This is a genomic window from Rhizobium sp. 32-5/1 (genome assembly GCF_029537235.1).
Taxonomy (GTDB): Bacteria; Pseudomonadota; Alphaproteobacteria; order Rhizobiales; family Rhizobiaceae; genus Pararhizobium.
The window spans coordinates 119,330-139,150 of sequence record NZ_CP120640.1 but is presented as its reverse complement, the minus strand read 5'-3'; the positions used below and the strand labels follow the sequence as shown (position 1 = coordinate 139,150).

The 19,821-nt window shown below is 59.4% G+C and carries 11 protein-coding genes and 9 pseudogenes; 4 read left to right on the top strand and 16 right to left on the bottom strand.

From position 1 onward, the window contains the following. Nucleotides 1–220 precede the first annotated feature (220 nt). From P6U16_RS27695 to P6U16_RS27685, 3 genes and pseudogenes are all read right to left on the bottom strand, one after another. On the bottom strand, nt 221–1,522 hold the full coding sequence (locus P6U16_RS27695) for an aspartate ammonia-lyase (RefSeq protein ID WP_277704886.1): 1,302 nt from the start codon (nt 1,520–1,522) through the stop codon (nt 221–223). Between the two features lie 82 nt (nt 1,523–1,604). Next, nucleotides 1,605–3,013: pseudogene (locus P6U16_RS27690) on the bottom strand (aldehyde dehydrogenase family protein). Between the two features lie 169 nt (nt 3,014–3,182). Beyond that, nucleotides 3,183–4,585, bottom strand: a pseudogene (locus P6U16_RS27685) (aspartate aminotransferase family protein). A gap of 186 nt (nt 4,586–4,771) precedes the next feature. Here P6U16_RS27685 and P6U16_RS27680 point away from each other — a divergent pair. Then, complete coding sequence (locus tag P6U16_RS27680) at nt 4,772–5,236, top strand: Lrp/AsnC family transcriptional regulator (RefSeq protein ID WP_222054207.1); 465 nt, start codon at nt 4,772–4,774, stop codon at nt 5,234–5,236. A 288-nt stretch (nt 5,237–5,524) separates the two neighbouring features. Here P6U16_RS27680 and P6U16_RS27675 read toward each other — a convergent pair whose 3' ends face one another. Continuing rightward, nucleotides 5,525–5,986, bottom strand: a complete 462-nt coding sequence (locus tag P6U16_RS27675; protein WP_277704885.1) for an Lrp/AsnC family transcriptional regulator — start codon at nt 5,984–5,986, stop codon at nt 5,525–5,527. Between the two features lie 127 nt (nt 5,987–6,113). Here P6U16_RS27675 and alr point away from each other — a divergent pair, with 127 nt between their 5' ends. From alr to P6U16_RS27660, 3 genes and pseudogenes are all read left to right on the top strand, one after another. Then, nucleotides 6,114–7,247, top strand: coding sequence for an alanine racemase (gene alr, locus P6U16_RS27670; RefSeq protein ID WP_277705050.1), 1,134 nt, complete (start codon nt 6,114–6,116; stop codon nt 7,245–7,247). 25 nt (nt 7,248–7,272) lie between these two features. Further along, complete coding sequence (locus P6U16_RS27665; protein WP_277705049.1) at nt 7,273–8,523, top strand: D-amino acid dehydrogenase; 1,251 nt, start codon at nt 7,273–7,275, stop codon at nt 8,521–8,523. 29 nt (nt 8,524–8,552) lie between these two features. Next, nucleotides 8,553–8,932, top strand: a pseudogene (locus tag P6U16_RS27660) (RidA family protein). 488 nt (nt 8,933–9,420) lie between these two features. Here the strand turns inward: P6U16_RS27660 and trbI are convergent. From trbI to traI, 12 genes and pseudogenes are all read right to left on the bottom strand, one after another. After that, the gene (gene trbI, locus P6U16_RS27655; RefSeq protein WP_277705048.1) at nt 9,421–10,743 is read right to left on the bottom strand and encodes an IncP-type conjugal transfer protein TrbI; all 1,323 of its coding nucleotides are present in this window, start codon (nt 10,741–10,743) and stop codon (nt 9,421–9,423) included. Nucleotides 10,744–10,754: 11 nt separating this feature from the next. Next, nucleotides 10,755–11,231 (bottom strand): conjugal transfer protein TrbH, encoded by a 477-nt coding sequence (gene trbH, locus P6U16_RS27650; protein WP_277705047.1) that lies wholly within the window; start codon nt 11,229–11,231, stop codon nt 10,755–10,757. A 4-nt stretch (nt 11,232–11,235) separates the two neighbouring features. Further along, nucleotides 11,236–12,081 (bottom strand): annotated as a pseudogene (gene trbG, locus P6U16_RS27645) (P-type conjugative transfer protein TrbG); the annotation flags it as partial. 16 nt (nt 12,082–12,097) lie between these two features. Further along, entirely contained in the window at nt 12,098–12,760 is a 663-nt protein-coding gene (locus P6U16_RS27640; protein WP_277705046.1) for a conjugal transfer protein TrbF, read from the bottom strand. Between the two features lie 17 nt (nt 12,761–12,777). Further along, nucleotides 12,778–13,965: pseudogene (trbL, locus tag P6U16_RS27635) on the bottom strand (P-type conjugative transfer protein TrbL). Then, the gene (gene trbK, locus P6U16_RS27630; protein ID WP_277705045.1) at nt 13,959–14,186 is read right to left on the bottom strand and encodes an entry exclusion protein TrbK; all 228 of its coding nucleotides are present in this window, start codon (nt 14,184–14,186) and stop codon (nt 13,959–13,961) included. Before trbK ends, trbL begins: the two are co-directional and overlap by 7 nt. Next, nucleotides 14,183–14,991 (bottom strand): annotated as a pseudogene (gene trbJ / locus P6U16_RS27625) (P-type conjugative transfer protein TrbJ). Before trbJ ends, trbK begins: the two are co-directional and overlap by 4 nt. Continuing rightward, nucleotides 14,963–17,429 (bottom strand): annotated as a pseudogene (locus P6U16_RS27620) (conjugal transfer protein TrbE). The pseudogenes trbJ and P6U16_RS27620 overlap by 29 nt, the downstream one beginning before the upstream one ends. A gap of 10 nt (nt 17,430–17,439) precedes the next feature. Next, entirely contained in the window at nt 17,440–17,739 is a 300-nt protein-coding gene (locus P6U16_RS27615; protein WP_277705059.1) for a conjugal transfer protein TrbD, read from the bottom strand. Between the two features lie 57 nt (nt 17,740–17,796). Beyond that, nucleotides 17,797–18,135, bottom strand: a pseudogene (gene trbC, locus P6U16_RS27610) (conjugal transfer pilin TrbC); the annotation flags it as partial. Next, nucleotides 18,125–19,096: a P-type conjugative transfer ATPase TrbB gene (gene trbB / locus P6U16_RS27605; protein WP_277705044.1), complete on the bottom strand. Its 972-nt coding sequence runs from the start codon at nt 19,094–19,096 to the stop codon at nt 18,125–18,127. The gene trbB and the pseudogene trbC, both read right to left, overlap by 11 nt. Continuing rightward, nucleotides 19,093–19,731 (bottom strand): annotated as a pseudogene (gene traI / locus P6U16_RS27600) (acyl-homoserine-lactone synthase TraI). The gene trbB and the pseudogene traI overlap by 4 nt, the downstream one beginning before the upstream one ends. Nucleotides 19,732–19,821 lie beyond the last annotated feature (90 nt).

Genomic DNA, 19,821 nt, shown 5'->3' with positions numbered 1-19,821 from the left:
AAGGCCAGGTAAAAATCAAAATCAGCGCTCACCAAATTCTCCTTTTCACTCGTGCCCGCAGACCGGCTTTGCAAAATAACGCAGCCCCGCGAGTTTGCGCGAATCCCTGCCTTCGCTAAATCGTCAGGCCATCCGAAAAGAGGCTGCCGCCGAAGCAGATTCGACGACAGCCAATTTGCCCCGGGAGGGCGGGGAAACGCGGACGTACTCCTTGCAGGAGTCAACTCGCCAATCGTGCTTTTACGAGTTCGGCCGCTGCCTCGTAGCCAATCGAGGTCACGAGTTCTGTTGCGAACGCTGTGCTATTCTTCAAGTTGGCTTCGCATTGTGCGGCGTTGGCCTGAACCCCTTCGACGCATGTTCTCGTAAACGTTCTGATCGCTTGCTTGAGGAGCTCCATGGCGTTGTGGATACTGAAAATGATCACCGGCTCCATGGCGTTCAGCTGAAGCTGCCCTGCTTCGGCCGCCATGCCTACCGTCGCATCCATGCCATACACATAGAAGCAGACTTGGTTCATTGCTTCTGCAGCAACCGGGTTGACCTTCCCAGGCATCAAAGAAGAGCCCGGTTGAAGGGATGGCAGCACGATCTCGCCAATACCCCCGCGCGGACCGCTTGATAGCAGCCGAAAATCATTCGCGATCTTCGAAAGCTTTGCCGCGGTTCGCTTCAATAGCCCCATTTGAAGCATGAATGCACCCATGTCCCAACTTGCCTCCAGCAGGTCTTTTGATCCGACCACTGGCAATTGCATGTTGCAGGATAAATTCTCGATCGCGCGCAGTCGGTAGGATGGGGTGGCTGCGACTCCCGTTCCGATTGCTGTACCGCCGAGGTTGACCTCCAGGAACAACCGCTCTGTCTCATCGAGACGGTCACAGTCTTCCAGAAGCGTGGTCGCGAACGCTGCAAACTCCTGTCCCAGCATCATCGGAACAGCGTCCTGCAATTGTGTTCGTCCGAGCTTGCGGATATCTGCAAACTCTCTTGCCTTGGAGTTTAGGGCCGCGGCGAGATCGGCGAGGGCATCGCGCAGTTGGCGGCTAGCGGGAATCACGGAAAGCCGGACGGCGGTCGCGTAGGCATCGTTTGTTGATTGGGACCGGTTGACGTCGTCATTTGGATGAACCAAACGCCCCTCGCCCCTGACTCCGCCCAGCAATTCGCTCGCACGATTGGCCAATACCTCGTTCATGTTCATATTGGTGGAGGTGCCCGCCCCGCCTTGGAATACGTCGACGAGAAATTCGTCGTGGTGTTTACCCGCCAGCACTTCCTGGCAAGCCAGCACGATCGCGTCTCGCCTTTCGCTCGAAAGCAAACCCTCGTCACAATTTGCTTGTGCAGCAGCCATCTTTACGTGGGCGAGTGCCTGTATGACGGACGGCATGCTTTTGATGGGAATGCCCGAGATCGGGAAGTTAGCGAGTGCTCTGGCCGTCTGAGCGCCATAATATCGATCTGCCGGCACGCTGACCGCGCCAAGGGGATCGTGTTCGATACGAGTGTCATTAGACATTGTTGCCTCGATTGGTCAGGCGGCGTTGCCTCGGGAAGCTCAGGATCACGAAAAACTCAGCGCCAGTTCTAGCGCCAAAGTATCATCCCCGATTGATACAAACGACCTTTGGCTGGGTCATGTCCTCGTAGGCGAAGCGAACACCTTCGCGGCCCATGCTGCCGTATTTGAAACCGCCGAAGGGCATGGCATCGAAGCGGTAGTCAGAGCTATCGTTGATCATCACACCGCCTGCCTCAATCCTGTTCGCTGCGTCGAGCGCAACGTTGATATTGCTGGTGAAGATGCCGGCATGGAGGCTGTATTCGGGATCATTTGCCATCTCGATGGCTTCATCTATGGTGTCAAACGGAGCCAGCATGACAACGGGCGCGAACACTTCCTCACTCCATAGCCCGCATGCCCGGGGTGTGCCTTCAAGCACCGTTGGATGATAAAGAGAACCTTCACGACGATGACCGCAGAGCAGCGTGGCTCCCGCGGCAATCGCGTCATTGACAGCAGTTTCGGTGCGTTCGGCCGATTGCACCGAGATCATCGGGCCGACATCGGTGTCGCCGCGCAACGGATCGCCGGCCTTGAGTTTTTGGTCCCAGCGACGAAGGCGTCGCGGAAGCGTTCATAGAGAGCTGCCTGTACCAGTATGCGCTGGGCGCCAATGCAGTTTTGGCCAGCCGCCCAGAACGCGCCGGAGACGCAGCCCTCGACCGCCTTATCGAAGTTGCAGTCATTCATCACAATGACGGGGGCATTGCCGCCCAATTCCATCGCCAGCTTTTTCAACCCCGCCGCGCGGCTGATGGCTTCGCCGGTAGCAAATCCACCGGTAAACGACACCATGCGGACATCGCGGGATGTGATCAAGGCAGTGACGAGTTCCCTGTCACCGTGCGCAATGGTGATGACATCGCGCGGCAGACCAGCTTCCAAAAGGGCATCGACGAGATTGACGGCGGAGAACGGCGTCAAATTCGACGGCTTCAGTAGCACTGCGTTGCCGCCTGCGATCGCCGGACCGAGCTTGTGGGCGACCAGGTTCAGCGGATCGTTATAGGGCGTGATAGCGGTGATGATACCGAGCGGTTCCCGTGTGAACCAACCCTGGCGCTGTTCTGATCCGGCAAAGGCATCGAAGGGGATGATCTCGCCTGCGTTGCGTTTTGCTTCCTCGGCAGAGAGTTTTAGCGTATTGACGCAGCGACTGACCTCCTTGCGCGCCTGAACGATCGTCTTTCCGGCTTCGCGTACGATGGTCTCGGCAAAGGCATCGCAGCGGCGCTCGATAAGTTGTGCAGCACCTTCGAGGATGCTTGCCCGCTTGTGCCGCGGCAGGTTGCGCGAGAGTTCGGCCCCGCGACGGGCACAAGCGATGAGTTCGTCCACGTCGGATGCCTCCGTTGTGTCGATCGATCCGATCAGAGTGCCGTCAAACGGGCTGTAAACAGATACGGGCGGCAGGCCCGCTTTGATATGAAGTTTGGCAGCGGTCATAGGCCAACTTCCCTTTCTCTGATGAAGCGCCGGCATGAGCGGCGGGTATGGTCTTTGAGCAGGGTGAGGTTCATCCCTCTACCCTGTGCCCATTTGACGTGCTCAACGGCGACAATCTGATTGCAACTGGCTGTTCCGCGATGGCCCGGAAAGCACAAGTCGCTGACGTTCAGATCTTCTGGCCGTCGCGCACCAGTTCGTCCATGACCGAGCGCACGGCCTTCTCGGCAATCGAGACGATCTCGTCGATTTCTTCCTTGGTGGTGACCAATGGCGGTGCGAAGCCGAGGATGTCGCCATGCGGCATGGCACGGGCGATCAGGCCGCCGTCGCGAGCTGCCTTCGAGACGCGAGCACCAATCTTCAGCGACGAGTCGAAACGGGTCTTGTTTTCGCGGTCACCGACAAACTCGATGGCACCCATCAGGCCAACACCCCGCACCTCGCCGACGATTGGCAATTGCGCGAATTTTTCCTTGAGCTGCGCCTGGAAATAGGCGCCAACATCGCGGGCGTTCCCCGGCAGATCTTCCTTCTCGACAATGTCGAGTACGGCGTTGGCCGCAGCTGCGCCGATCGGATGGCCGGAATAGGTATAGCCATGCGAGAAGGCGCCGACCCTGTCGGCCCCGTCTTCCAGCACCTGATAGACCTTCTCGCCGACGATCGCGGCCGAGAGGGGAAGTAGGCAGACGTCAGGCCCTTGGCAACCGTGATCAGGTCCGGCTCGATGCCATAATGCTGCGAGCCAAACATGGAGCCGGTGCGGCCAAAACCGGTGATGACTTCGTCGGCGATCAGCAGCACGTCATGCTTCTTAAGGACGGCCTGGATGGCTTCCCAATAGCCTTCCGGGGGCGGCGTGATACCACCGGTACCAAGCACAGGTTCAGCGATGAAGCCGCCGACATTGTCAGGCCCAAGCTGTTCGATGAGCTGGTCGAGCTCAACAGCCCGGCGCGCGGAGAATTCCCGCTCGGTCTCGCCTGGATTGGCGCCCCAATAATGATGCGGCACTCCGGTATGGGTGATCTGCGGCAGCGGAAGGTCCATGTGATCATGGTAGAAGCTCATGCCGGTCATCGACCCGGAGACGACGCTGCAGCCGTGGTAGCCGCGCTCGCGTGAGATGATCTTCTTCTTCGTGGGCTTGCCGCGCAGATTGTTGTAGTACCAGACGAGCTTGGCCTGGGTCTCGTTGGCGTCCGAACCGGACATGCCGTAGAACACCTTGCTCATCTTGCCCGGCGCCATCTTTACCAGACGGTCTGACAGGATCGCCAACTCGTCGGTCGTGTGAGCGGCGTAAGAGTGGTAATAGGCAAGCCGGTAGGCTTGGCGGGAGATCGCGTCGGCTACTTCGGTTCGGCCATAGCCGACATTGACGCAGTAAAGGCCGGCAAAGCCATCAATGAGCTGATTGCCGTAGGCGTCCTGGATCCGGATGCCCTTACCCGTCTCGACAATCGTCGGCTCGCCAAGCTTGCCGCTGGCAAAGTCCTTCAGCTGCGTGAACGGATGCAGGACCGAGTTGCGGTCCTTCTCTGCGATGTCCTTAATGTTGATGGTCATTGTGAGCCCTTCCGTAGCAAGATGATGTGAAGCGGCTGAAGGCAGCGTGATATGCTCCGCTGATTTCCCGCATCTATATTCGATGGTGGCAATATGCTTCCAAATCGATGCAGATTGACGGCGGAACTGATGCCGTCTATGCAGAAAACCTGCGAATATGAACGCTAGCTGCAGGATTTCTCGCCCATGGAACTCGACCGCGCTGACATGGCGCTCCTAAACGCCGTCCAAAAGAACAACAAGCTCACGTCCGAGGAACTGGCCGAACGAGCGCACCTATCGCCGACTGCCTGCCAGCGCCGGCTCAAGCGCTTGCGCGCCGAGGGCGTTATCGAGGCTGATGTTTCAATCGTATCCCCGAAGGCAGTCGGCAGGCATGTAACGGTCGTTGTTCTGGTATCCCTTGAGCGAGAGCGGGCTGACATCATCGATCGCTTCAAAGCAGCAATCAAAAACACACGCGAAGTCATGATCGGCTACTACGTGACCGGCGACGCGGACTTCCTGCTTGTCGTTACGGCAAAAGACATGGAAGATTACGAGCAGTTCACGCGACGCTTTTTCTACGAGAACAATGATATCAAAGGGTTCAAAACAATGGTCGTGATGGACCGCGTGAAGGCCGGGTTTGCCTTTCCGATCGAAGACTAAGATTCTATGTTCCTAAGCGGTTCGAGATGCGGTCTTCTTGTCATGCGGCGTGCTTTTACAGACGACTATCTTCCATCTCGCCAAGTGAGGCCATGCCGCCGCTAATCCGCATTGCCAATGTCAGCGCGTCCATGTTGGAGTACCTGCACGGCTGTTCTTATAGTTCAAGGCTACGGGCAATCTGAGAGGAGCCGGTCAAACTCAGCCCCGACACTGCTGGCAAAAAGTTCGCTATGCCGTCGCGCTACGTCCATTACCCGCCCGGCGGATTACAGCTCGTAAATGCTATCATTTCTGCTTCGAGCGCGCCGCCAAAACATCTCGGATCGAGAAGCTCGAATGGATCCGCAGCACGCCAGGCAAGGTGGACAAAACCTCTTTGTGTATGCGCTCGAAGGCACCGGCATTCTCGACATCCACCCTTAGCATGTAGTCCGACCCACCGGTCATCAGGTAGCATTCCCTGATTTCGGGATGCCGGCGCACGGCTGCCTCGAACTTGTCGAGATACTCCTCCGTCTGCCGCTCAAGCGTGATGTTGATGATGACCGCAATGATCGATTCCGACTGCGTCGCGTCAATGAGCGCCGTGTAGCCACGAATTACACCCGCTTGCTCCATGAGCTTGATGCGCCTGAGACAAGCCGATGGAGAAAGGCCGACTTCCGCGGCAAGCTTTGCGTTGCTGGTCCGGGCGTCAATCCGAAGCAACCGCAGTATGTTGCGATCGACATTGTCCAAAGCCAACATGAAATAAACCTCCGAAATGTGATCGGATATGCCACCAGTGGGGCCTTTTTGAAACTATCCACTACAAATAGGCGGACAATTTCGCACGTTCTTGCATATCTTCGCTTCCACGAAAAGGGAGATGAATATGGGCAGCGTCGCTGTTTTGCCAGAGAAAGAAGTGAGGCCACCGATCGAGGGCGCGAGCGGCTATCTGACTGTCAATCTTTCAGCACTGGTACGCAACTACGCCAAGCTCTCGACACTTGTGGCGCCGGTGCAAGCTGCTGCCGTTGTAAAAGCCGATGCGTACGGTCTCGGTGCACAACGCGTATGCTCCACGCTCTATGAATCAGGCTGCCGTCACTTTTTCGTCGCCCAGTTTGACGAGGCTGTGGAACTGCGTCCGGCCTTGGCTGCGGATGCAAAAGTCTTTGTGCTCAATGGCTTGCAACCCGGCAATGAGGAAGCCTGTGCTCAACGCGACATTATCCCGGTTTTGAATTCGCTAGAGCAGTGGCGACGTTGGACAGCAACAGCAAGACGCCGGAAGTGGAATCTTCAAGCCGTACTACAATTCGATACAGGAATGTCGCGACTTGGCGTGCCACCCGAAGAGCGCAGCCCTTTGGCAGCTGAGCTCGCGGGTCAGGTAAGCATCGAGATCCTTTTCATCATGAGCCACCTAGCATCGGCCGACGAGTTAGACAGCGATCAGAATGATGATCAGCTTGTCGAGATGAAGCAAATTTCGAAGGAGTTTCCGTGTTTCGACATTTGCTTTGCAAACTCCGGCGGCATCTTCCTCGGGAAGGATTATCACGGTCAACTTGCACGCGCAGGAATCGCCCTTTACGGCGTTTCACCGAGCATCGGCATGCCAAATCCAGTTGAGCCAGTCGTTGAGCTTAACGTTGCAGTGGTTCAGACGCGTACCGTACCCGCCGGCGCGAAGGTCGGTTACAGCGGTGCTCACATCGCGGAGAGGGACACACGCCTTGCCACGATCGCTGCAGGCTATGCCGATGGTTTGCCGCGGAGCCTGAGCGGTCGCGGCGTGGTTTACTACCAGGGAAGGCGCCTGCCGATCGTAGGACGGGTGTCCATGGACAGCATCACGATCGACATTACTGCACTACCGGAGGGCACCCTGTCTTTAGGCAGCCTCGTCGAGGTGCTGGGCCCGCATCAGGCGCTTGAAGACCTGGCACGCGACGCCGGTACGATCTCCTATGAAATCCTTACCGGTCTCGGCAACCGCTACCATAGACAATATCGTTGAGAGCCGCAGGCTCATTGGGGACACTATGAAAGTTATCGTTCTGGGCGCCGGCATTGTCGGCGTCACCTCCGCATACCAGCTGGCAAAAGCCGGTCATACAGTCACCGTTGTCGACCGGCAGAAAGGTCCGGCACTTGAGACAAGCTTTGCTAATGCAGGCGAAGTCTCGTTCGGATACTGCTCGCCTTGGGCAGCACCAGGTATCCCTATAAAGGCTTTGAAATGGCTGTTCATGGAACACGCGCCGCTGATCCTTCGGCCAAAGATCGATGGCGCCATGCTGTCATGGCTCGTAAAGATGCTCTCGAACTGCACTTCCGAGCGCTATGCTATCAACAAGAGCCGCATGCTGAGGTTGGCTGACTACAGTCGTATCTCCCTCGCTGCCCTACGCAAAGAGACTGCTATCGAGTACGACCAACGTATGCAGGGCACGCTCCAACTCTTTCGTACGCAGGCACAACTCGATGTCTCCGGCAAGGACGTTAAGGCGCTTGCAGCCGACGGCATTCCCTACGAGGTTCTTGATCGTGACGGCTGCGTTCGCACTGAGCCGGCATTAGCACATGTCCGCGACAAGATCGTCGGCGGTCTGCTGACGCCAAAGGACGAAACTGGGGACTGCTTCAAATTCACCAACGAACTGGCCAAAAAGGCAGAGCAGCTTGGCGTCCGGTTTTCCTGGAGTACCGAGATTAACGGCTTGGATGTCGAGGCGGGCCGTGTGCGTGGCGTTGTGACGAAATGGGGAACCCTGCCAGCAGATGCGGTTGTCGTGGCACTTGGCAGCTACTCTCCTTTGCTTCTCAGACGCCACGGCATCAAGCTCCCTGTCTATCCGGTCAAGGGCTACTCCCTGACGATCCCTATCACTGACCCCAAGCGCGCGCCGGAATCGACGATCATGGACGAGACCTACAAGATCGCCATTACGCGCCTGGGCGACCGTATCCGCGTCGGGGGCATGGCGGAAATCTCCGGCTATACGAACGACCTGGGCCTAGCCCGCCGGAGCACCCTCGAGCATTCCGTCATGGATCTGTTTCCCGGTGGCGATGCAAAAGAGGCGACATTCTGGTCGGGTCTTCGCCCGATGACGCCGGATGGAACGCCGGTGATTGGTCCAACAAAGATTGCGGGCCTCTTTCTCAACACTGGACACGGCACGCTCGGCTGGACAATGAGTTCTGGCTCAGCCCGCGTCATCGCTGATCTCGTGTCCGGACGAAAGCCCGAAATCGATGCAACGGACCTGGCGGTCAGCCGATACGCCTAAACCATAACCAAGAACCTGGAGGACGAAACTTGATCGAACAAATATCCACGACCGACGCACCTGGAGCAGTCGGACCATACTCACAAGCAATCAAGGTCGGCGATCTGCTCTTTGTTTCGGGGCAACTGCCAATTGATCCGGCCACAAGCGAGTTCAATTCGGCCAATGCGGTCGAACAGGCCGAGCAGTGCCTTAGGAACCTTCAGGCGATCGCCAAGGCCGCCGGCACTGAATTGTCAAAGACGGTCAAGACGACGGTATTGCTCACCGATCTGGCTGACTTCACTGACGTCAATCGCGTTTACGCGAGCTTCTTCTCAACCCCTACCCAGCACGCGCGTGCTACGAGGTAAAGGCCCTGCCGAAAGGCGCGAAGGTCGAGATCGAAGCTGTCATTTCCCTGATTTGATGGACCGCGGCAGTTAAGTACCCAGCCGGAGCGATGATTAACATCGCTCCTTGGCTACGATGGCGGCGGTCGCCACCCGGGGGACTGTTGGGTTGGCGCATACGTCAAGATTGCGACGCATCACTGGTTCGACGAGCGTGGTGTCGCCGCAGTGGCGCAGCGGATATCGCCAACGCGCCACCGAGCAACTGGAAGGCCTCGGACTCGCCGCCGCGCTGCGTCTTTGCCCTCAACAGTTTGCCGCAGAATAGTCTGACCTCCCAAGCCTCTGCGAATAAAGGGCCGCTAGAAAACTCTAGCGGCTTTTTTCAGCTCTGCGTGACGGGAACGACCACAATGAAGCGCGCCACTCAAGTTTAATAAGCGTGACAGGCATAGTTTGTTGCCTAGTACATCCACCGTTCAACCGTTCAGGTGATAAGTAGCAGTCGAAGGGGCTGTCGTTTACTCTTATGGCCAATCCAATCTAACACTGTGGCTTGCTACAATCATGGCCGATAGTTGCCTGGAAAAATGATGTCCTGATCAACGAGCACATTGAACTTGTAGCCAGGCCGAATTTCGAGCGTCGGCTGAACATCCATGTTCCGCTGAATCGTCTGGTCAGCAACTCGGCCGAACGTTTCGGCAAAATTCCGTCGTGTCGCATCCGAGGCGGTGTCCTGGGTGGCGAGTGTCGAACTCTGTGGAACAGCCATGTCGATGCCTGTTCCGATCAGGGCGATGAGAACGGCTGAGCCAAATGTTCGGAAATAATGGTTGTTCACCTTATCATTGAAACCGCCATACCCTTGCGCATCCGTCCCCGACATGCCGCCAATCTGCAGTGTCGAGCCGTTCGGGAAAATGATGTCGGTCCACACGACCAGAACGCGTTTCTGCCCGAAGGACACCTTGCTGTCGTAACGACCGAAGAGTTTCGTTCCCTGCGGGATCAAGAGCCGATGGCCGGTGGCGCTATCATAGACGTTCTGGCTCACCTGCGCGGTGATCCGGCCGGGAAGATCGGAATTGATGCCAGTAATCAGTGTTGCAGGGATGACCGAGCCGCGCTTCAGCTCGAAGGGCGATTGTTGAGGCACGACACGGTTCGGCAGGTAGCCAAGCTCTTTCAGGTCGGCGTTGAAGAAGTCTTCCTTTGCGCCTTGCGCATTGGGATCGACGTTTTGACCACCGAGCCCTGCGCGAAGCGCGGCCGCATAGAGATCGGGTGTGTTTCCCGTGTTTGTCGATTTTGTCGTCGCCCTTTCTTCCGCGTCCGCAGTGGCATCATTCCTCTCCGCCCGCGCTTCCAGCTTGCTGCGATCGATGGCAAGCGGAGCATCGTAAGCCGCGTTGTTCGCCTGCAAGCGAGCCATGCGCTGGCGCTGCTGCTCCCGCAAGTACTGTTCCTGCTGTTCCCGCTTAAGCCGGGCACGCCAAACCTCTTCCGCTTCGAGGTCTTGACCGCGCTGTTGCACCTCGCGTTGCACCGGCTGCGGCGTGAAGGGATCGTTGTCCTTTTCATCGGCTTGTTTTGTCTCGACCGGCGTCGGCTGGAAGGTGGTCTGCTGCTGCGGCTCTCCGATAATACCATCGGTGACGCCGCGTTTGATCTGGTCGGCGAACGTTGATGCGGGATTTCCCGAAGTCGTGTCCAGGCCGTTGTCCTTGCCGAAGTATAGCCCGCGCGAGGCAAGCCCGTAAAAGATCACGCCAAGAAACGCGACCGCCAGAACGATAATGACGACGATCGGCAGGCGGTTGATCCGGCGAATGGCGGAGGCGGCTTGGCTGTTTTGCGCGCCGCCGAGATTGAGAGATTGCACCATAGGATTCTCCCTCACCCGCGCCGCATCAGCGAGAGTGCACTCGCTGGAGTCGCGCCACTCGCCGTTACGGAATAAGCGCGGCCGAGTTCGACGGTGTTTGTCGAAAGACGGGCGAGCACTTGACCGTCTACGGCCAAGATCACATAGGCGAGTGGGATGACTCTCGTACCGCTATCGGTTTTCTGATCGGTGACGACGGCGTAGCCCCATCCCTTCAGCGCCGCTTCCAGTGCCTGACCGAAGGGCGAGGTATCCGTTTTCAGCGCGACGGTCGCCTTCCCCGGACCGATCTGCTCGGCAAAGCGGCTCACCATATCGCCGGCGATGGCGCTTGCCGCCGGGCCGGAGATTTCTGGCGGTGCGCTGCTGGCCACGATGCCATCGGTTCCGATCGACTGGCATCCGGAAAGAAGGATGGCGAGGCTGCAGGCTGCAGTAAAACTGCGAATGGCTCGCAAGAGGCGCGAATGGGAGAGCACGACGTTCATTACCTCCTCCCCTTCTGATCGTCACTTTCTCCTGTTTCCAGCCGACGCCGGAGACAAGCACCGCGCGATCGACATGGTAGTCGACGACCATCATGTCGCCCTTCATCCGGTAGTTGACGATGCGGTTCTGCCCACCGGAGGTCACGAACAGAACAGGTGCATCCTGACCGGAAATCGAGCGTGGAAACTGGATGTAGGTTTTGAGCCCGTCGGAATAGACCCGGGTCGGCCGCCAGCCGGCCCTGCCCGAAACGGAGTAGCTGAAGTTCAACTGCTCGGCGGGTATCCCTGCACCCGGGATGGTGCTGGCCTCCAGCCGGGCATTGACGTCGGCGAGCTTTGTCGAAACATCCTCGGGATATTCGAAGCCGACACGCGCCATATACTGCGTCGAATGGGACTTGAGCTGAATGTGGTAGGTCCGCCTGGATGTCGTCACCACCATTGAGGTTACAAGACCTGGCTCCGAAGGCTTGACGATCAGATGGATGGCCTGACCGCCGGCAGCGCCCGAGGTCGCCGGTTCGACCTTCCAGCGCACCGTGTCGCCGACGAGCACGTCGCGGACCACCTCGCCGCCTTGCAGTTCGATATCGCAGACCTGAAGCGGCGAGCAGACAACGGATGGTTGGACCTCGCCATAGAGAAAAATCACCTTGCCGTCGGCGCCCTTGGTGACCAGACCTCGCGACGCGCGCCACTGGGTGGAGATGCCCATGCCTTTTGCTTCGTTGGCGGTGACGCCATCGGCTGCTGAAGCATGGAAGGGAATGTACAGTGAAGACGCTAACGTCGCCGAGGCGAGAGCGCTTGTCAGGATGGTCCGTGTTCTTTTGAGTGGGATGATCATGTTCGGGCCATGCCTTTCAAAGCTGTGCTGTCCAGTCGAAGTCGCGGAGATAGAGACCGATGGGGTTCACGCGGATGACGCCCTCGTCCTGCGGCGGAGTCAGGGTCACGGTGGCAATGCCGCGGAAACGGCGGACTGCGGTTTCCTTCCCGCGCCGGTCACGCTCGAATTCGGTCCAGTCCATCTGATAGCTTTGGTTCGACAGCGCGACGATATTGTTGACCTCGATGGCAACGGTCGAGCTCTTCGCTTTCTCGAAGGGCGAGTTCGAGCGGAACCAGGCATTGACCTTCTCGGTCGCCGGATCGGATGTCCTGAGCAAGCCATACGTTCGGTCGATATACTGTTTCTGCACGACCGCATCTGGTGTCACGCTCCGAAAGTTAGAGACGAAGCTGCCAAGGGTGGCGCGCACCACCCGCGGATCGGCATATTCGATCTGCTGCGGGAAGCCGGCATTGACGGCCGTGCCGAGCTTGTCGACTTCGACGATATAGGGAACGAGCTTCACCTGAGTGCTCTGGTACAGCGCGTAGCCAAAACCAATCACGGCCATGGTCATGCCGGTGATGCCGACTATCCGCCAGGTGGCAGCAGCCTTCACGTAGGAGCCGTAGCGCTCGTTCCATTCACTGCGCGCAGCCAAATAGGGGTTATCAAGCGGATCGTGTCCGGCCATGGATGATCGGCCTCCAGTTACTTGTTCTCGTTGATCGGCGGTGTTGGAAGAGTCGATGCGGTCCGACCCGACTGCTGGTCGAGTTTGGCATTGGCGAGCCCGAGCAGCGAGCCGGCATAGGCACCGGGTGAACCGACCGCCTTATCCTTGGCCGCCGAGCCGACCGCGTTTGCCGTACCACCGATGCCTGCCTCCATGCCGCGCATCGCGGCACTGCCAAGGGACGCTCCCCTGCCCTTGCCGCACTCGCAGCCTGAAACCCCCTGCTGGCTGCCGCCGTCGCCAGAAAGCCGGCACCCGCCGCAAAGGATGCGGCCTGTCCGCCATGGCGAATGGCTTCCATTCCCCGGAAACGGAAGCACCCTGAACGACACCCTGCAGGATCGGCGGTACATACATGGCCATGACGAAGATCACGACAGAGATGCCGGCAATCGCCAGCGTGGTGATGAACTGCTCTGATGTTGCTGTCGGAGCCTCGGCGAGGCCCAGCAGGATGTCGGAGCCGATCTTGGCGATCATCACCAGCGCCATCAGCTTCATACCGACCGAGAAGGCATAGACCAGATATTTGATGGCAAAGTCCTTGGTATAGGACGTGCCCCCAATCCGAGCATGATCATGCCGGCGAGCAGGCCGACATACATCTCGACCATCACGGCGACGAAGATCGCAGCAACCAGCGAGAAGCAGACGACCACCACGACCATGGCAAAGACGGCGGCGATCGCCAGTGCGTTATCCTCGAAGAGGCCAAACTTCGCCTGTTCCGACATCTTGGTCGCAACGCGAATGCCGGCGTCAAAAATGTTGGCGGGCGAAGCCGACCCGCCGCCGGCGCCGATCTGGTAGAGGCTGTCGACGACGGCCTTGGCAAAGGTCGGCCCCTCATTGAGAATGAAGGCGAACAGCCCGATGAACATGATGCGCTTGACGAGCTCGGCAAACCAGCTGTCGAGCGAGGCGGCATTGATCGCCAGCCACACGGCAGCGATTCCGATCTCAATGCCGGCAAGGATCCAGAACAATGAGCGCGCCGCATTCATGACCGTCGTCTCCCAGCCCTTGGCTGCGGTAACAACGGAATTCTCCAGTGTAGTGAGAACCTCACCCTGTTGCGCCAGGGCCGGCGTGCTCGCGATGAGGACGATGCCGATCGCGACGAAAGCGAGTTCCAGGCGCCGGGAAGTAGGAACGATCACCATCGCGGCTTCATCTCCTGGCCGCCGCGAATGTCGCGGGTGGCGTCACCGCCGAAGAATTTTTCCCGGTGTTCGAGGCGGTCTACATCAGAGGCGGGTTGCGTCGAGGCTTCGCCAGCTCCGGACATTGGAACCGGATGTGGCTGCACGATCCACGTGAAGATGCCGGCGCTAACCACAAGCGCGGCAACTACCGCGAGGATGATGATGACACGGAGGCTCACCAGCGGGGCTCCATCGTCTGCCCGCCGCGGATGTCATGCTCGGTTCCGCTGAAGAACTGTTCACGGCGCGCCTGGGCGAGATCCTTTTGCGCCTGCTCCGACTGAAACCATGTGCCCATCATGGTCATTTGCTGGGATACGAGGCCACGCAGTTTTTGCATCTGCGCGACCTGCTGCGCGGCGATCTGGTGTCCAACCTGCAGTGCTTTCATTTGCCCATCGGCCGTCTCCGACATCGACCGCAGCGATGACATCGTGCTTTCCTCGCTTGAGAACTGCTCGGCCGTTAGGTTTGCGGCCTTCAAAGATCCTGCAATCGTATCGCGGTTGGTGTCGGACCAGTTCTGGTACGTCGAAGAGAAACTCGCTCCGTCAGGCAGGTTACTTTTCATCTGGGCAAAACTCTGAAACCGCTGCTTGAGCACGTCGTCGATATTGCCCATCGAGAAGGCGACCCCTGCCCCTGAGCCACAACGCTCTGCAGGTTCTGGAGATCGCTTTCGACCTGACCCCAGATGTGGTTCGGCAATTGCGCCGTGTTCTGCAGCATGTTGTTGTAGATGTTGATCTGGTTCTGGATCTGCTCGGCCAGCTGCGAGATCTGGGTAATCTGGTTGTTGACCTGCTCCGCCGACTTGCCGACAAGCGAGATAAGCTCGGCATTGTTTGCGAGCTGTGTCCATTCGGTCGCTTCGCCGGTCACCCCGCCGGCACGAGCCGGAAGCGGCAAGGTAATCGCAAGCGCGGTCGCAATGACGACGACCGTGTGGTGCGTTTCAAGATGTCGGGAAAAGTGTCTCGGCATGGGCGATCCCCTTTGCTGGAGCCAATGGAGGGGCCATGCGGCCCCGTGTTCGGAGTGCAAGCTGCGGATGCGCTTCAGGTCTTCCTTGCCGGTCGCCCCGACGAAGGAGAGCGCGACAGGGCCGAGCGCCATGTTGAAGAGCCTTCGGCCCTCCGGCGAAGCGACGTAGTATTCTCGTTTCGGCGAGGCCGTCGCGACGATCTCGATTTGCCGTTCGTTAAAGCCGATGCGCTCATAAAACTCGCGCGTGCCCGGCTCGCGCGCCGCGCCATTCGGGAGGCAAATCTTGGTCGGGCAGGATTCCTTCAGCACGTCGATGATTCCGGACCGTTCCGCGTCCGAGATCGACTGGGTGGCGAGCACCACGGCGCAATTGGCCTTGCGCAGCACCTTCAACCATTCGCGGATCTTGTCCCGAAACACCGGATGGCCGAGCATCAACCAAGCCTCGTCGAGAATGATCAGGCTGGGCGCGCCGGTCAGGCGTTTCTCGATGCGCCGAAACAGGTAGGTGAGAACGGGAACGAGATTGCGTTCGCCCATGTTCATCAGTTCCTCGATCTCGAAGCACTGGAACGCGCCAAGCGCCAGGCCGTCCTCCTCGGCGTCGAGCAACTGGCCCATCGGACCGTCGACGGTATAGTGATGCAGCGCGTCCTTGATCTCGCGCATCTGCACGCCCGAGACGAAGTCCGACAGCGAGCGGCCGCGGGATTCCGCCATCAGTGCCAACTGCCTGGAGATGGCGTTGCGATAATCGGGGTTGATGGTCACACCCTGCAGCGCCACCAGCATCTCGATCCACTCGGAGGCCCAGGCGCGGTCGCCGTCGGTCGACAGCTCTGCCAGCGGGCAGAAGGAGAGCGCCTTCACCTCACCATTTGCCCAAGGGCCGACATCGCCGCCGATCTGGTAGTGATCGCCATCGAGGCACAGCGTCAGCGGCAGCATCGAGCCGCCCTTGTCGAAGGCGAACACCTGGGCGTCTGCGTAACGCCGGAACTGCGCTGCGATCAACGCCAGCAGCGTCGACTTGCCAGAGCCGGTCGGCCCGAAGATCAGCGTGTGTCCGACATCGTCGACATGCAGGTTCAGCCGGAACGGCGTCGATCCGGAGGCCACCTGCATCAAGGGTGGCGAGGCCGGCGGATAGAATGGGCAAGGTGCTACTGGACTGCCCGACCAGACGGAATTGAGCGGGATGAGGTCGGCAAGATTGCGGGTATTGATCAACGGCTCGCGGATATTGGCGTAGGAGACGCCTGGAAGACTGCCGAGAAAGGCGTCCGTGGCGTTCAGCGTCTCGATGCGGGCGCCAAATCCTTCGGCCTGGATCAGCCGGCGGATGGCCTCGCACTTTTCCTGGAGGCGGGTGGGGTCTTCTTCAAAGATCACAATGACCGGCGTGTAGTAGCCATAGGCGACGAGCTGCGAGGAGGCTTCGGCAATGGCGTCCTCGGTTTCTGCCACCATCAGCATGGCATCCTGATCGACCGAGCGGCTCTGGGTTTGGAAAAGCTGGTCGAAGAACGGCCGCACCTTTTGCTGCCACTTCTTCCGGGTCCGTTCGAGGCGCGTTCTTGCTTCCTCAGCGTCGAGGAAGACGAAGCGGGAGGACCAGCGATAGGTGAGCGGCATCCGGTCGAGTGTGTTGAGGATCCCCGGCCAGCTTTCGGCCGGCAGACCGTCGATCGCCACCACGCCGAGAAAGCGGTTCTCTACCATTGGTGTCAGGCCATGCTGCAACTCGGCCGTCACCAGCCAGTCGAGATACATGGGGATCTCTGGCAGGCGAACCGGATGGTTCTCGCCGGTCACGCAGAAGCGAATGAACTGGAAGAGCTCGTCGTAGCGCGCGACACGGAACCCACCGCGATCCGGCGTTTCCCGTGTCATCATCCGGCGGATCGAGACGACATTGGCGAGATACTGTTCGACCTCACGAAACGAGGTCAAAAAGCTTTGCAACACCGTGTCGGCATAGGTAGCGGAACGGCTGGCCGCATCCGAATAGACATACCGCGTCAGGCCGGAGCGCCGCTGCTCTGGTGGACGCCATGTCAGGATCAGCGCATGCCGGCTCTCGAAATGCCCCTCTCCTTCTGAAAATGCGCCCGCCGCTCATCGTCGATGGCGCGTGTGACAGGATCAGGAAAATTAGAGTCCGCCTCGGTCGGGTAATCACCGGCCGGCACCCTGATGGCCTCGACCTGGATCATCCAACCGGAGCCGAGCCGAGACAGGATGGCGTTGATCTGGCGCGACACCTCGTTGCGCTCGGCGTCGGTTGAGCTCTCGCTATCCGGACCCGCGAAATACCAGCCGGCCATCAGCGAGCCATCTTTCAGCAAGATGACGCCGTTATCGACGAGGCCGGCATAAGGCACGAGATCGGCGAAGGATGGTCCGGAATGGCGGAGTGATTTGAGGGCGACCATCTGAAGCCCCTCAGAACTTACGCCACGGCGACGAGGTCGCGCGATAGAACGTCTTGTAGGAGATATGGCGGAGATAAACGCGCCGCATCAGGGGATCAGCTTTCGCCATCATACGCAGCGCCCCGACCGCGACCAGCCAGATCGCGATGCCGAACAGCGCTGCATACCAGGTGAGCACCACGAAAATCAGGATGACGGCGGCAAGCGCTGTCAGCAGCACCAGCTCACGATCGGCACCCATCAACAGGTTCGGACGCGATAGCGCCCGGTGCACGCGTGAGCGTGTAAGAGCGGAGCCCACCTCAGCCATGAGCCCCTCCCCTTCTGTGGACGGCGTCATCGTCGGATCGGGAGTGCTTTGCTCGGCCTGCGCATGGGCCTCGCCGATCGATGCGCCGGTCGCGCCGAAAAGGGCAACGATCTGGGTGGCCCCGAGCAGGACGCCGCCAACGAGTGCGACATAGCAAAGCCTTCTCGCGAAATCATTCAGCTCGCCCCCGAAGATCAGCATGGCGCCGGCAATGGCAACGGCGGCGAGCGCGATGAACCCGGCGACAGGCCCGGTAATCGATTGCTGGATTTGCTCGAGCGGCGCTTCCCACGGGAGACTGCCGCCGCCGGAAGAGGCGAGCGCTGGCTGTGTAAGGCCGATTGTAACGGCGGCCAGTGCCGCACAGGTGAGAAGAATATTGGTTCTACGCGACATGGCTGTCCTCATCGATCTGGGCATAGTGTTCGGCCTGGTAGCGGCCATTGCGGTATCCCTCGATGTGGATGACCTCGCGGACCCGCCTCCCCTTCCCCGTTCGCTCGATAGAAACGACGAGATCGACGGCCTCGCCGATCACCTCCTGCATCGGCTGCTGGCTGGCTTCCGCCGTCAGCTGCTCCAGTCGGCGCAGGGCTGACATCGCCGTGTTGGAATGGATCGTGGTGACGCCGCCGGGGTGGCCGGTGTTCCAAGCCTTGAGCAGCGTCAGGGCCGCTCCGTCACGGACCTCGCCGACAATGATGCGGTCGGGACGCAGGCGCATCGTGCTCTTCAGCAGGCGGGCCATGTCGATGGCATCGCTGGTGTGCAGTGACACGGCGTTTTCGGCCGCGCATTGAATCTCGGCGGTGTCTTCGAGGATGACCATCCGATCGTCCGGGGCGGCAGCCACGATCTCCGCGATAATGGCGTTGGCGAGAGTGGTCTTTCCCGATCCCGTGCCACCGGAGATCACGATGTTCATTCGGGAATCGATAGCGCTTCGAATGGCAGATGCCTGGGCTTCGGTCATCACCTTCGACTTCACATATTCCGTGAGCGGGATCAGACGCGAGGCACGACGGCGGATCGTGAATGCCGGTCCGGACACCACCGGTGGCAACAGCCCCTCGAAGCGGTGTCCACCGATGGGAAGTTCGCCGGAGATGATCGGCCGTTCATCGTCGGCCTCCGACTGCAGGGCGTGGGCGACGCTGCCAATAACGACTTCAGCGGCGGCAGTGCTCATCGCTCCGGCTGGCGCCACGCCGTGCCCCAGCCGTTCGATGAACAAGCGGCCGTCGGGATTGAGCATGATTTCGACCACCGTCGTATCATCAAGCGCGACGCAGAGCTGGTCGCCAAGTGCGTCCTGCAGTTTGCGGACCAGGCGGGGATGGGAGCGGAGTTGGGTCACGCAGCGCTCCGGATCTGCCGGCTGTGATCTTCGGCGGCGATCGAGCGGTAACCCTGCGGGCAAACTCGTTCAAAACTTGTCCGATTGGCTGGCAGGGTTCCGGCGACGGCCACGGTATTGCCGATCGCCACAGGATCGCCAAGCCGCTTCATCGGCCATCCGGCCCGGTTCAGGATGCGCTCGAAGCGCAAGTCAGTTGCCGTGACGATCTCGTTGTAGCCGTTTGCCATCGACCACTCGATGATCCCGGCAAACATGGTGAGCGTCGCGAGATGGAGTTGTCCCCTCCCCTTCCCGCAGCCAAGGACGTATCGACGCAAAAGCGCGAGCTCTCGGCCATGCTTGCGGACGCATCTAGTGAACCGGTTCCTAGCAATTGCGGGAATGTCCGCTCCAGCATGGTCGGCCCCAATGCCGGCAGCAGGCGCGCGCAGCCGAGCGACCCTTTGGCCGTCTGTGACCGCAAGGATATAGGTCGGGTTGAGAGCGTCGTATTCGTCACGCTCACCCGCGTCGGTAATGGAGACATCCCATTCGAGGCGTTCGCCAAAGACTGCGGCCCGTAAGCGGTGCATCTGTCTCAGCGGATTGGAATGATCGACATATCGATCTGGCGAAATGGTGAAAACCTGCATCTTGATCTCCGCATGACGTGGACATGCCGGAGAAAGATCATCTGAAAAGGCGTGTGACTATCTGCAGATCTGCAGACGGTGATTCTACCG